A 13,494-nucleotide genomic window follows, 5' to 3' on the forward strand; every position below is an offset into this window, starting at 1 on the left:
ATCCGCGAAACGCCTCCCCCGAAGGAGCTCCGTCATGACACCGACCACGCCCGCATTCACCCGGACGCACCGCGCCCCCCTGATCCACCGCGCGGACCTGCCCTTCGCCCGCTCCGAACGCTCCACACTCGGCATCGAGTGGGAGCTGCAGTTGGTGGATCGCGACAGCCTGGACCTGCGCCAGTGCGCCGCTGACATCCTGCGCCTGGTGGGCCAGGACCCCAATATCCACGGGGAGATGATGCTCAACACCGTGGAGCTGGTCTCCGGGGCGCGCCACACGGTCGCCGAGTGCATCGAGGACATCGCGTTGGCCTACGGGCGGCTGCTGCCGGTGGTGGACCCGCTGCGGGTTCAGCTGGCCAGTGCCGGCACCCACCCCTTCGCCGACCCGCTGGTGCAGAAGGTCACCGACGCCGAGCGATACGCCCGCCTGGTCGACCGCACTCGCCTGTGGGGCCACCAGATGCTCATCTTCGGCACGCACGTGCACGTGGGCATTGAGGATCGCAGCAAGGTGCTGCCGATCCTGTCCGCCCTGCTCACCCGCACCGCGCACCTGCAGTGCCTGAGCGCCTCCTCCCCGTTCTGGGCGGGGGATTCCACCGGTTACGCGGACAACCGGGCGATGATGTTCCAGCAGCTGCCGACCGCCGGCGCCCCGCACCAGCTCGGCTCCTGGGAGGAGCTGGAGGGCTTCGTCGGGGACATGGTCCACACCGGTGTGATCGAGGACTTCACCGAGGTCCGCTGGGACGTGCGCCCCTCGCCGCGCCTGGGCACGATCGAGGTGCGCTCCTGCGACGCCGCCACCAACCTGACCGAGTTGGCCGGCATCGCTGCCCTGACTCAGTGCCTGGTGGAGGACTTCTCCCGCCGCCTGGACCGCGGGGAGGAGCTGGACGCACTGCCGCCGTGGTACGTGAATGAGAACAAGTGGCGCTCGGCCCGCTACGGGATGGACGCCATCCTGATCACCGACTCATCCGGCACCGAGGAGCTGGTTACCGACACGGTGGAGCGGATGCTCACCGAGTTGGCGCCGGTGGCCGCGGACCTGGGTTGCGAGACGGAGTTGGAGAGCGTGCGCGCCACCCTGGAGGCCGGCGCCTCCTACCAGCGCCAGCTCGCCGCGGCCACCGCGGCGAGCAGCAACGAGGCGGCCATGCGACTGCTGCTGGAGGAGGTGCGCGCCGGCCGTCCGCTGACCCCCGCGGAGGTTACGGCCCTGGTCGCCGACGGCATCAGTCCCGCCCCCGCGACCCCGGCCCGCCCCTCCCGCAACCGGCGCCGTTAACCCGCCGAGGTCGGTTGATATCCATCGAGGCCGGCACTAATCACGTGCCGAGCTCGGCGAAACAGGAGGCGAGCGGGCGGGAGGCCGATGGGCTCAGTGCGCCACGGGGAGGTCCAGGGGCATGCCGGAGTCGGGGGCGAAGTCCATGGGGCTCGGCTCCACGCCCGCACGCACCGCCTCCGCCCCCAGGGCCGCGATCTGGGCGCCGTTGTCCGTGCAGTATTTCAGCGGCGGCAGCCGCAGGGTGATGCCGGCGGCCTCGCAGCGCTGCGCCGCGAGCGCCCGCAGCCGGGAGTTGGCGGAGAAGCCGCCGCCGATCACCAGGGTGTCGCAGCCGGTGTCCCGGCAGGCCTGCACCGCCTTCGCGGTGAGCGAGTCGTTGACCGCCTCGGAGAAGGCGGCGCACACGTCGGCGGCCGGCACCTCCTGGCCGGCGTCCGCCAGCGACTCCACATAGCGGGCGACCGCCGTCTTCAGGCCGGAGAAGGAGAAGTCGTAGCGGTGGCGCTCGCGGTCCTTGGCGGCGGCCAGCCCGCGTGGGAAGCGAATCGCCTCGACGTCTCCCTCCTGCGAGAGCCGGTCGACGTGCGGGCCGCCCGGGTAGGGCAGCCCGAGCAGGCGGCCGACCTTGTCGAAGGCCTCCCCGGCGGCGTCGTCGAGGGTACTGCCCAGCTCGACGACGTCGGTGGCCAGGCCGTGGATGTCCAGCAGACTGGAGTGGCCGCCGGAGACGATCAGGCCGATGAAGTGCTCGGGGGCGGGGCCGTCAATGAGCTCGTCGACGGCGATGTGTCCGATGACGTGGTTGACACCGTAGATGGGCTTGCCGAGCGACGCGGCCAGAGCCTTGGCGGCGCTGACCCCGACGGTGAGGGAGCCGATCAGCCCGGGGCCGGCGCTCACGGCGATCGCGTCGACGTCGGCCAGGCCGACCCCGGCCCGCTCCAGCGCGGCGTCCAGGGTGGGCAGGAAGGACTCCAGGTGGGCGCGGGAGGCGATCTCGGGGATGATGCCGCCGAAGCGGGCGTACTCGTCCATGGAGGTGGCCACGACGTCGCCGAGCAGTTCACGGCCGCGTACCAGGGCGACGCCGGTCTCGTCGCAGGTGGACTCGATGCCGAGGATCAGTGGTTCACTCACGGCGCCCAAGCGTAGCCGCCCGGCCGGCCCGGTGGATTGCCGGGCCGGGGCACTCCGCTACGGCTCCACGCTCACACGAGCCGCCAACCGGCGGCGCGGCTGCGGTAGTTCCAGAAGTCCTGGTAGGGGCCGGGGGCGTCCACCAGATCGGCGTGGGTGCCGTGCTGAGCCACGCGCCCGTCGGCACCGAGGACGACGACCTGGTCGGCGGCGGCGATGGTTTCCAGCTTGTGGGCGATCACAATCAGCGTGGAGTTGCGGCGCAGCTCCTGCATGGCGGACACGATATGGGCCTCGTTCTCCGCATCCAGGGCACTGGTGGCCTCGTCCAGCAGCACGATGGGTGCTTGTTTGAGCAGGGCACGGGCGATGGACACCCGCTGGCGCTCCCCGCCGGACAGGGCCTGTCCGCCCTCGCCGACGCGCGTGTCCCAGCCGTCGGGCAGCCGGTCCACGATCTCGGTGACCCCGGCCAGGTCGGCCGCCCAGCGCACCCGGGCCGCATCCGCGCCGAGGTTCCCGATGCGGATATTGGCCTCCAGGGTGTCGTCGAAGAGGTAGACGTCCTGGAAAACCATGGAGATCTGCCCCATGAGCTGAGAGACCGGCATGTCACGCACGTCGGTGCCGCCCACCCGCACGGTGCCGGCGTCCACGTCCCAGAAGCGGGCGACCAGGCGGGCGATGGTGGTCTTGCCGCTGCCGGAGGGGCCCACAATGGCGCACATGGAGTGTGCGGGCACGTGCATGTTCACTCCGCGCAGCACCGGTGTTCCGGCCCGGTAGGCGAAGTGGACGTCGTCGAGCTCGACGGCACCGGGTTCGGACTCCCCGGCGGCGGCGTCCGGCTCCGGCAGCGGGGGCACGTCCATGACGGCGTCAAGATGGTTCATCATCTGGCGGCGCTCCTCGATGCCGGCGGTGGTGGTGCCGATGGCGTCGAGCATGGTGGTGAAGCGCAGGCAGATGCCGATGGTGACGACCGCTTGCAACGGCTCCAAGGCCCCGGAGACGGCCAGGGCCGCCGACAGGGTGATCATGGCGACGATGATGATCTGGACCAGGACTCCGTTGACCAGGTTGCCGGCGGTCTCCCACCACAGGCCGCGGCGGGAGGTGCGGGCCACGACGTCGAAGGCGTCGGCCAGCTGGCGGTAGTCGGTGCCCGCGTGGCAGGAGCGCAACGCCCCCTGGCAGCGGGCGAATTCCACGATGCGGGCGGCGAGCTCGCGTTCGGCGGGCTCGGAAACGGCCTTGCCGCGGTCGATCAGACGGCGGGAGACCCGCAGGAACACCGCCAGCAACGGCGCCGAGCAGGTCAGCAGCAGCCCCAGCCGCCAGTCCCAGACCCAGGAGCCCAGCCAGATGACCACACATCCGGCCACCGTGGTGCTCAGCGAATTCAGGAAGTGTGCCGCCGACTCGGACAGTGACATCATCTCCCGGGAGACGGCCCGAGACATGACACCGGCAGAGTCGGCGGTGAACCAACTCAGCGGCACACGGGCCACCTGATCACCTATGGCGTAGTGGACGTCGTGTTGGAAGCCGAGTGCGCCCGTCATACCGATGCGCTGGCTGAAGTAGTCGCCGACGGCGGCCGCGACGGCGAGGACGGCGAGCACGATCAGCCAGCCACCGAAGCCGAGTCCCCAACTGTTTCGGCCGGTCGCCAGCGCCACTGAGGCCGGCAGGAGGAACAGCAGCGCCAGGCCCGAGAAGATGCCGCTGAGGACTCCGATTCCTATGCCGCCGATAACCTGCCGCCAGGCGACGGGGCCCATGAGGCGGTGGTACCGGGCCATCAGGGAGCGGGAGACGTCCGGATGTTCTCCGGCCCGGGCGCCGACTGCGGTCGGGTTCACGGTGGTAGGCGTGGCCGAGTTCATGGTTTCAGTCATGGCTGTTCTCCTGGGGGTCGTCGACGTCGATGCCGCCCTGACGCAGCAGCGCCCGGTAGTGGGGTTCGGCCAGCAGCTCGTCATGGGTGCCGGTAGCCACGATGCGGCCGCGGTCCATGACCACGATGCGGTGGGCACCGCGGACGGCTGCGGGCCGGTGGGCGATCATCAGCACCGTGCGCCCCTTGACCAGCTCCGCCAGGGCCTGCTGAATCTCCGCCTCGGACTCGGGGTCGGCCATGGCGGTGGCCTCGTCGAGCAGGATCACCGGGGTGTCGCACAGGACGGCCCGGGCGATGGCGATGCGTTGGGCCTGCCCGCCGGACAGGGCCGTTTCCCGTCCGACGACGGTGTCATAGCCGCTGGGAAGCGTCATGATGAAGTCGTCTATCTGGGCGACGCGGGCGGCGGCACGCACCTGCTCCAGGTCCGCGCCTGGGCGGCCGAGGGCGATGTTGTCGCGAATAGGGGCGTCGAGCAGCTGGGGATCCTGGAGGACGAAGGAGACCGTGTCGTACAGGGTCTGCTCATCCATGTCGCGCAGGTCCACCCCGCCGATGCGCACGGTGCCGGCGTCGGGGTCGGCGAAGCGGGCGATCAGGGTCGCCAGCGTCGATTTGCCGGAGCCGGAGGGGCCCAGCAGGGCGGTGACCGTGCCGGCCTCCAGGGCCAGGGAGGCGTCGTCGACGGCGAGGGTCCGCCCATAGGAGTAGGACACGTGCTCGATCTCCACGCGGGCGCCGTCGGGGCGGCGCGGGTGGACGGCGGCGGGCAGGGTGGGGGCGTCGAGAATGTCGCACAGGCGCAGCGCGGCCGCCCCGGCCTGCTGGTAGGACCAGGAGACGCTGGCGATGGTGACCATGGCTCCGGGCAGCACGAGGGCGATCAGTGTGGTGGTGAGCATCTGCGGCAGCGTGACCAGACCGGCGCGCAGCAGCAGGCTCCCGCCACCCAGGTTGACCAGTAGCAGCACCGGGATGGACACCCAGGTGATGGACAAGCAGCTGATATTCATCATCGACATGGCCCAGGCGCGGTAGAACGTGGAGAACTCGTCGCCGGCGCGCAGGTAGGCGGCGTGGGCGCGGCCGACCTGCCCGAAGGCCTTGACCACCCCGATGCCGGCGACGAACTCCACCATGGCGGAGGAGATGTTCTCCAGGCGGCGGTCCATCTCCACGGTCTTCTCATTCATGCCGCGCATGGACAGGGAGTATGTGGCGAAGAACAGCGGGATGGTGCCGATGCTCAACAGTCCCAGCCGCCAGTCGATCCAGAAGGCGCAGGCCAACAGCGCTACCGGGGAGACCACCGCGTTGAGGCGCTCCACCGGCCCGTGTGCAATGACGGTGTGCACGGTGGTGGTGTCGTCCTGCACCGCCTTGCGCAGCCGTCCGGAGGTGGAGGCGGTGAACCAGCTCAGGGGCGTGCGGGTCAGTCGGGCCACGATGTCGCGGCGCAGCCGGTCACGCAGAGCGAGGTCGGCGAAGTGGGTGATGAGCAGGGCCAGGGAGTACAGCAGCAGGCGGGTGGAGTAGGCGCCGATCAGCACCATCACCGTGGCGCGCACGCGCTCCGGGTCGGGGGCAGAGCCCGCCTCGTGCGCCGCCAGCAGGATGTCGCCCAGCTGTACGAGCGCCACATACGGGGCGATGGAAAGCAGCCCGGCAATCACTACGAGCACCTGCCCGAGGCGCAGCCGGGAACGCACCGGCGCACCGAGGCGCTTAACGGCCGCCTGCCCGGCGACGGCGCGGGCCCGGTCGTCGCCGGGTTCGGCGTTGCGACCGCCCCGGCCGGTGCCCTGGTCACGGGGATCGGTATCGGTCGGCGGCCTAGAGACGGGCGGAGAGGACGCCTCCGACGACCGGGCCGGTGATGCGCTCATCGTCGTGGTATGTGCAGCGGACATGTCTCACACTCCAATCAAGAATGCTTTTCTCTATTTACTGAGCGCGACCTTAGTTGGCGCCGGAGCGGTGGGCAAGGGCCGTACGCAAAACGGTTCGCGGCGCTCACTACGCCTCCCCTCACCGCCGAATCGACGGACCGCGTAAGGTCGGACACATGACTCGTCTTGGCAATCCCACCGGGCCGAAGCCCGGATTCGCCCGCCGGGACGTGGTGGAGGCGGCACTTGAGATCGGCATCGACCGGTTCACGCTCTCCGACGTGGCCCAGCGGCTGGGGGTGGCGACCTCGGCGCTGTACCGCACGATCAGCTCACGCGAGGATCTGTTGCGGGCCTGCCTGGATCGGGTGGCCGCCGACACCGACTTCTCCGATCTGGGCGGTCCCTGGCGGCAGGTGGCGCGCGACTACGCCGAGCGCCTGTGGGTCTTGTTTGAGGCGCGGCCGGGATTGGCGGGCGTGCTTGTGTCGACCTCCTGGGCCTACCAGTTCTTCGCCCGCCCCATTACGCAGGCGCGGCAGGCCTTCACGCAGGGCGGCCTGTCCCCCGACGACGCCGTCCTGGCGCTGGACTTCATCGCCGACACGGTGATCAGCGTGCACCTCCAGACGGAGGTCGCCCGCGCCCCCGTGGGCGGGGCGCCGACGACCTCGCCGGAGGGGACGAGCGCCGACGGCCGAGGCGGCGCCCCGGACGGGCCGAGCGGTCTGGAGGAGGCCCGCAGGCGCTACGAGGCGGACGGGCGGGCGGAGCAGTTGCCCGCCGCACTGGCCCCCTCCAGCGCCTGGATCGACCGCGGCTGGCTGGACCGCAAGCTCGAGGTCATCATCCGCGGTATCGCGGCCGCCGAGTAGCCGTGACTCAGTAGTGGCTGACGACGGTGGTGCCGATGTCCGCCCAGTTGTAGAACCAATGAGCCTCATCCTCCGGCAGGTTGATGCAGCCGTGGGAGCCCGCGTCGGAGCCGACCCCGAAGTGCTCGGCCCAGGGGGCGGAGTGGATGGCGTAGTTGCCGTGCCAGTAGGTCACCCAGTGCACGTCCTTTTGGCAGTAGGACCAGCCGGGGCTGCAGCCCAGGTCCTGCTCGGCGTAGGTCAGGTACACCTCGTAGGTGCCCGTGATGGTCTCGTTGCCGGGGCCGCCATGGTTCATGAGGACCGGGCCGTGGACCTGCTGGTAGCCCTCGTAGGCGGTAATCGTGGAGTCGGTGAGGTTGATGTCGATCCACTTCTCGCCGTCGTCGGCGCTGTAGGCGAAGCGATCGGTGCCGGCGGAGACCACCCGCTGCTCGGTGTCGGCGGACACCGCCTGGGTGGTCAGTTCGCCACTGTAGGACTCGCCGGAGTCGAGGGCGGCGATGATGTCGTCGGTAACCGCGGTGCGGTTGGTGACCTCCAGACCGTCCTGGGCGGGGCGGGCGGGTTCGAGCAGGTTGCCCTCGGCGTCGACATTGTCGATGCCCGTGATGGGGTCCAGTTCAATTGCCGCGGCCGCATCGTCGACCCAGACGGCGACGCTCTCCTCCAGCAGCGTCGGCACGAGTTCGCCGTTGACGGCGGTGGTGCCCACCCAGGATGCGCGGGTGGCGGCGTCGGCCGTCATGGTCTTTCCCTCGGCGGTGAGCGTCACGGCGGGGGCGATGAGCGTGTTGGCGGCCGCGGCGGACTGTTCGGCGGCGGCATCCGATACGGCGGGGGCGACGTCCACTAGCGTCAGTTCGACGCTCTGGGAGGTAAGGGTCTCGGTAGCGGACGCGACGACGGCGGTCAGTGCATCGACGTCCACGCCCTGGCCGTTGGCCCCGGGGACGACCTCGAAGGCGTCCCCGGAGGCGGCGGGCCGGATGGAGGCGTTCACGGCGGCGCTGCCCGCCTGAGCGTCAATGCGAGCGGCGAGGGCGGCCACGGCGTCGGGGTCCACGGTGGCGGCAGGCTCACCCCCGGGGGTGGCCGGGGACGCCGGGTCCTCACCGGACACGACGGCGAGGGCCATGGCGTCGGCGTCGACGCGCCCGCCGGCCTGCGCCAAAGGCGTGGTGATGGTCTGTCCGGCGACCGTAATGGTGACCGTGGTCTCGGCGGCCTGATTCGCGACGACGGCGGCAACCTCGGCCCGGGTCATGCCGGCCATGTTCTGCCCACCGACGGTGGCACCGGCGGGCGCGAGGCCCACGGCATAAGCGGCGCGGCCGGAAATGCCGGCCAGTGGCGCCGCCAGGACCAGCGCGAGCAGCACGGCGATCACCCGCCCGCGAACGTCGAGTCCGCCGGCGGCGTGTCTGGGTGTATGCGCGGCCAGTGCGCGCCGCAGTTCGAGAAGTCTGTTCACCGTCCCTCCGGTTAAGGCAGTGTAACGACATCTTGTGAGAAGGTGGCAACCATACAGCGGTCGACTGTGATTGCTAACCGGTGGCCGCCGTCACATGCGCCGAGGTCGGTCGATATGATTGAGGACTCCGGTGTGAGCCCACCGCTCTGCCCGGCCAAGTGACGTCTGCGCGAGCCGCGATGGGGAACGCTGCCCCTGGTGCGCATCGGCGAAGTCATCCACCATCCCTGTATGAGCACTCCTGTCGCCAACGCCGCCGACACTCGAAATGCCGCAGCCCCGCCGGCCAAGCGGCGAAAACGCGTCAGAGCGGCGATCGTGTTCGCCCTGGCACTCATGATCCTGGTCCCGTTCGTGAGCTGCGTCGATCAGGGGCAGATACCAATGAGCCGGTGGCTCAAGCAGCAGGACGCCGTCGCGCGCGCCAGGGTTTACTGCCGCCCTTATATGGAGACGGGGTGCGGCCTCGAAGCCGAAGTCACTCTGGTTCCGGATACGAACGCCACAGACGCCGCCGCCGTGATCGACGGCGCGCTCGAGAAGGCGATGGAGGACCGCCACGTCACTGCGGACTACTTCAGCATCGAGCTGGAGTGGCAGTATCGCTCCGCCTCCCTGAACCACTACGGCGTCAGCGTGTACCCGCGCACAACGAGCGACGACAAGCTCACCGAGCCGGTGCGTGCCCGGCGCGTCGAGCTGATCGGCACCGCAATCGGCCTCGCCGAGGGCGGAGCCGAGTCCGTGACCATCGGATCGAACTCACTCGACGTCAAGCGCGGCGAGGTGGACGCGGTCCCCACCGATCTGCTCGCCACAACATCTTTCAGCGACAACGCCGCCACAGTCGGCCTGAAGGACCGGTTCACGCTGGACGGGTGGGAGGTCCAGATCGAGTCGACCGCGGATAACCAGCCACTGCTCGATGCTATTGACAGGGTCACCGCGATACCTCCGGCGTCCGGCACTGAGCCGAGGCTGACGCTCGACGCCACCAATACCTATCCGGGCAACGAGCTTCAACCCACTATTGACGTACGCGGTCTGCCCCTAGGCGATGAGGACACTCCTGCGCTTGACCACGCCGCCCCGATCCTCGCAGCCATTGACGGAACACAGGGGTTCACCGACGTCACGCTGTGCACCGCGGCCGGGGCCGCCAACGGCGTCTCCGGCTACTCCTGCGTGTTCTATGACATGCACGACGGCAAAGTTGGCCGAGACAGCGGCTACCCGCGTGAACAGGCCCGGGAGATATACGACGCCGCGCAGCAGCTCTGAGCAGAGCTACTGCGCGGCGCGAAAGCGGAGCCTCGGGCCGGGATCCGAAACCCTCAGGCGGTGGTCTTCTGGCCCTTCCACAGGGCGTGGCCGAGGTCGCGGTTCAGCCGGGTGATGACCTCCAGCGGCACCGACTTGGGGCACACGGCCGCGCACTCGCCGATGTTGGTGCAGCCGCCGAAGCCTTCGGCGTCGTGCTGGTTGAGCATGTTGACCACGCGGGCGAGCCGCTCCGGCTGGCCCTGCGGGAGCAGGCCCAGGTGGGAGATCTTCGCGCCGGTGAACAGCATGGCGGAGGCGTTCGGGCAGGCGGCCACGCAGGCGCCGCAGCCGATGCAGGCGGCGGCCTCGAAGGCGGCGTCGGCCTTGTCCTTCTGCACGGGCACGGAGTGTGCCTCCGGGGCGGCGCCGGTGTTGACGGAGATGTACCCGCCGGCCTGGACGATGCGGTCCAGGGCGGAGCGGTCCACGATCAGGTCCTTGAGCACCGGGAAGCCGGTGGAGCGCCACGGTTCGATGGTGATGGTGGAGCCGTCCTTGAAGGAGGGGTCCTCTGCCAGGTGCCGCATGTGCAGCTGGCAGGTGGTGGAGCGGATCGGGCCGTGGGCCTGCCCGTTGATGACCACGCCGCACTGCCCGCAGATGCCCTCGCGGCAATCCGAGTCGAAGGCGACGGGCTCCTTGCCCTCGGCGAAGAGCTGCTCGTTGAGCAGGTCGAGGACCTCGAGGAAGCTCATGTGCTCCTCGATGCCGGTCATCGAGTACTCCTCGAAGTGCCCCTCCGAGTCCTGGTTCTTCTGGCGCCAGATCTTCAGCTTGATGTTCACTTGTAACTCCGCTGCTTGAGCTCGATGTCCTTGTAGATGAGGTCCTCCTTGTGGAGGATCGGGGGCTGGTTCTCGCCGCCCCACTCCCAGGCCGCCACGTAGAGGAACTCGTCGTCGTGACGCAGCGCCTCACCCTCGGGGGTCTGGGACTCGGCGCGGAAGTGGCCGCCGCAGGACTCGCGGCGGTGGAGGGCGTCGATGCACATCAGCTCGGCCAGTTCGAAGAAGTCGAGCAGGCGGCCCGCCTTCTCCAGCGCCTGGTTGAGCTCCATGGCCTCGCCGGTGATGCGGGCGTCCCGCCAGAACTCCTCCTTGAGGGCGCGGATCTGGCCGATGGCCTCCCGCAGTCCCTCCTCGCGGCGCTCCATGCCGCAGTACTCCCACATGATGCGGCCAAGGGCCATGTGGAAGTCGTCCACGGAGCGGGTGCCGCGCAGCGCCATGAGCCGCTCGACGCGTTCCTCAACGTTTCTGCGGGCCTCGGCGATCTCCGGGGCGTCCGGGTCGACCTTACCGATCCGCAGCATGTCCGCCAGGTAGTCGTTGAGCGTGTCCGGCAGCACGAAGTAGCCGTCGGCCAGGCCCTGCATCAGGGCGGAGGCCCCCAGGCGGTTGGCGCCGTGGTCGGAGAAGTTGGCCTCGCCGGCCACGTACAGGCCCGGGATGTTGGACTCCAGGTCGTAGTCGACCCACAGTCCACCCATGGTGTAGTGCACGGCCGGGTAGATGCGCATGGGGACCTCGTAGGGGTCGTCGCCCGTGATGCGCTGGTACATCTCGAACAGGTTCCCGTAGCGGGCCGAGACGGCGTCACGGCCGAGCCGCCCGATGGCCTCGGAGAAGTCCAGGTAGACGCCGCGGCGCATCATGCGCTCATTGCCCTGCGCGTCGCGCTCCTTGATGGCGGGGCCGACGCCGCGGCCCTCGTCGCACATGTTCTTCGCCTGCCGGGAGGCGATGTCACGCGGGACCAGGTTGCCGAAGGCGGGGTAGATCCGCTCCAGGTAGTAGTCGCGGTCCTCCTCGGGAATCTCGCGCGGGTCCTTCTCGCAGTCCTCGGCCTTCTTGGGCACCCAGATGCGGCCGTCGTTGCGCAGCGACTCACTCATCAGGGTCAGCTTGGACTGGAAGTCGCCGGACTGCGGGATGCAGGTCGGGTGGATCTGCGTGTAGCAGGGGTTGGCGAAGTAGGCGCCCTTGCGGTGCGCCCGCCAGATGGCGGTGGCGTTGCAACCCATGGCGTTGGTGGACAGGAAGAACACGTTGCCGTAGCCGCCGGTGCACAGCACGACGGCGTCGGCCAGGTGGGTCTCGATCTCGCCGGTGACCATGTCGCGGGTGACGATGCCGCGGGCACGACCGTCGATCACGATCAGCTCGAGCATCTCGTGGCGGCGGTACTCCTTAACGGTGCCGGCGTGGACCTGCCGCTCCAGCGCCTGGTAGGCGCCGATCAGCAGCTGCTGTCCGGTCTGGCCGCGGGCGTAGAAGGTGCGGGAGACCTGCACGCCGCCGAAGGAGCGGTTGTCCAGCAAGCCGCCGTACTCGCGGGCGAAGGGAACGCCCTGGGCGACGCACTGGTCGATGATGTTGGCGCTGACCTCGGCCAGCCGGTAGACGTTGTCCTCCCGGGCGCGGTAGTCGCCGCCCTTGACGGTGTCGTAGAACAGCCGGTATACGGAGTCGCCGTCGTTGCGGTAGTTCTTCGCGGCGTTGATACCGCCCTGCGCGGCGATGGAGTGGGCCCGCCGGGCGGAGTCCTGATAGAAGAAGCACTTGACGTTGTAGCCCTGCTCCCCCAGCGACGCCGCGGCGGCACCGCCGGCCAGGCCGGAGCCGACCACGATGATGTCGAGCTTGCGCCGGTTGGCGGGGTTGACCAGCTGGGCGTTGAACTTGCGCTGCTCCCAGCGCTGGGCGATCGGGACGTCGTGCGGCGCCTTGGTGTCGGCGATCTTCTCGCCCTCGCGGTACAGGCCGTCGATGAGTTCAGTCATCATTCACTCACTTCTCGATCAGTAGGCAGCGCAGTGGGCGAACTGCTCGGAGGCCGAACCGATCGCGTCGCAGAACTGGGGGTAGTAGTCGGCCGCGGCCATCGGGGCGTCGACCCAGCCGAAGAGGATCGCCGTCGGCACCGACATGAACACGAGGAACAGGCCGAAGGCGACGATGAAGGCGATCAGGCGGATGAGGGGGATGGTGTTGCCGCGGGTGGCGCCGAGGGTCTGCAGCGCCGACCAGACGCCGTGCCACACGTGCAGGCACAGGGCCGTCAGAGCCACCAGGTAGATCAGGTACACCCACCACAGCTGGAAGCCGTAGTACATGTTGGCGTAGGCGCGCCCGTGGACGTACTCGCCACCGGGGGTCAGCGTCAGGGTGGTGAACTGCAGGATGTGCCAGATGATGAACAGCAGCAGGATGACGCCGCCCCAGCGCATGGTGCGCATGGCGTAGCGGGAGGCGAAGTAGTCGGCACCCGGCTTCTTGACCTCGTACTTGTCAGTCCCACGGGCCTTGCGGTTGCGGAACCACAGGTGGAAGGCACTGATCACGTGGGCCAGCAGCAGCGCCACCAGGACAACCCGCAGGATCCACAGCATGCCGCCGTAGGGAAGCAGTGGCTCAAGCAGGGTGCGCAGCCAGACCGCGTAGTGGTCATAGGCGATCTCACCCTGGAAGTAGTGGGTGTTGCCGTAGGCGTGAAGCAGCAGATAGACGATGAAGATGATGCCCGACCAGGCCATCAGACGCTTCATGAAGACCGTCGTCGTGTAGGCGGCCTTCTTCTTGGGGGGAGCAGAC

General features: G+C 69.2%; 10 protein-coding genes. 3 read left to right on the forward strand and 7 right to left on the reverse strand.

Annotation, left to right across the window (positions count from 1 at the left end; genetic code table 11):
• Positions 1-34 precede the first annotated feature (34 nt).
• Positions 35-1,297, forward strand: coding sequence for a glutamate--cysteine ligase (locus tag ACGLYG10_RS02205; RefSeq protein ID WP_073327476.1), 1,263 nt, complete (start codon positions 35-37; stop codon positions 1,295-1,297).
• 93 nt (positions 1,298-1,390) lie between these two features.
• Here the strand turns inward: ACGLYG10_RS02205 and tsaD are convergent, their stop codons facing one another.
• From tsaD to ACGLYG10_RS16890, 3 genes are all read right to left on the reverse strand, one after another.
• On the reverse strand, positions 1,391-2,437 hold the full coding sequence (tsaD, locus tag ACGLYG10_RS02210; protein ID WP_073327835.1) for a tRNA (adenosine(37)-N6)-threonylcarbamoyltransferase complex transferase subunit TsaD: 1,047 nt from the start codon (positions 2,435-2,437) through the stop codon (positions 1,391-1,393).
• A 71-nt stretch (positions 2,438-2,508) separates the two neighbouring features.
• On the reverse strand, positions 2,509-4,338 hold the full coding sequence (locus ACGLYG10_RS16885; protein WP_348520349.1) for an ABC transporter ATP-binding protein: 1,830 nt from the start codon (positions 4,336-4,338) through the stop codon (positions 2,509-2,511).
• On the reverse strand, positions 4,331-6,226 hold the full coding sequence (locus ACGLYG10_RS16890) for an ATP-binding cassette domain-containing protein (RefSeq protein ID WP_170866431.1): 1,896 nt from the start codon (positions 6,224-6,226) through the stop codon (positions 4,331-4,333). The genes ACGLYG10_RS16885 and ACGLYG10_RS16890 overlap by 8 nt, the downstream gene beginning before the upstream one ends.
• 179 nt (positions 6,227-6,405) lie before the next feature.
• On the opposite strand from ACGLYG10_RS16890, the gene ACGLYG10_RS02220 reads away from it, so the two are divergent.
• Positions 6,406-7,104, forward strand: coding sequence for a TetR/AcrR family transcriptional regulator (locus ACGLYG10_RS02220; RefSeq protein WP_073327478.1), 699 nt, complete (start codon positions 6,406-6,408; stop codon positions 7,102-7,104).
• 7 nt (positions 7,105-7,111) lie between these two features.
• On the opposite strand, the gene ACGLYG10_RS16790 is transcribed toward ACGLYG10_RS02220, so the two are convergent.
• The gene (locus ACGLYG10_RS16790) at positions 7,112-8,578 is read right to left on the reverse strand and encodes a L,D-transpeptidase family protein (protein ID WP_083565320.1); all 1,467 of its coding nucleotides are present in this window, start codon (positions 8,576-8,578) and stop codon (positions 7,112-7,114) included.
• Positions 8,579-8,809: 231 nt separating this feature from the next.
• Here ACGLYG10_RS16790 and ACGLYG10_RS02230 point away from each other — a divergent pair, with 231 nt between their 5' ends.
• The gene (locus ACGLYG10_RS02230; protein ID WP_139240709.1) at positions 8,810-9,859 is read left to right on the forward strand and encodes a hypothetical protein; all 1,050 of its coding nucleotides are present in this window, start codon (positions 8,810-8,812) and stop codon (positions 9,857-9,859) included.
• Positions 9,860-9,912: 53 nt separating this feature from the next.
• Here ACGLYG10_RS02230 and ACGLYG10_RS02235 read toward each other — a convergent pair whose 3' ends face one another.
• The 3 genes from ACGLYG10_RS02235 to ACGLYG10_RS02245 are packed head-to-tail and all read right to left on the reverse strand — an operon-like array spanning position 9,913 to position 13,448.
• Positions 9,913-10,686 carry a succinate dehydrogenase/fumarate reductase iron-sulfur subunit gene (locus tag ACGLYG10_RS02235; protein WP_073327481.1) on the reverse strand — a complete coding sequence of 258 codons (774 nt, stop codon included), beginning with the start codon at positions 10,684-10,686 and terminating at the stop codon, positions 9,913-9,915.
• Positions 10,683-12,683 (reverse strand): fumarate reductase/succinate dehydrogenase flavoprotein subunit, encoded by a 2,001-nt coding sequence (locus tag ACGLYG10_RS02240; RefSeq protein WP_073327838.1) that lies wholly within the window; start codon positions 12,681-12,683, stop codon positions 10,683-10,685. The genes ACGLYG10_RS02235 and ACGLYG10_RS02240 overlap by 4 nt, the downstream gene beginning before the upstream one ends.
• Before the next feature lie 18 nt (positions 12,684-12,701).
• Positions 12,702-13,448, reverse strand: a complete 747-nt coding sequence (locus ACGLYG10_RS02245) for a succinate dehydrogenase cytochrome b subunit (RefSeq protein ID WP_170866444.1) — start codon at positions 13,446-13,448, stop codon at positions 12,702-12,704.
• Positions 13,449-13,494: the final 46 nt, after the last annotated feature.

Source organism: Actinomyces glycerinitolerans, from assembly GCF_900098745.1.
GTDB lineage: Bacteria > Actinomycetota > Actinomycetes > Actinomycetales > Actinomycetaceae > Actinomyces > Actinomyces glycerinitolerans.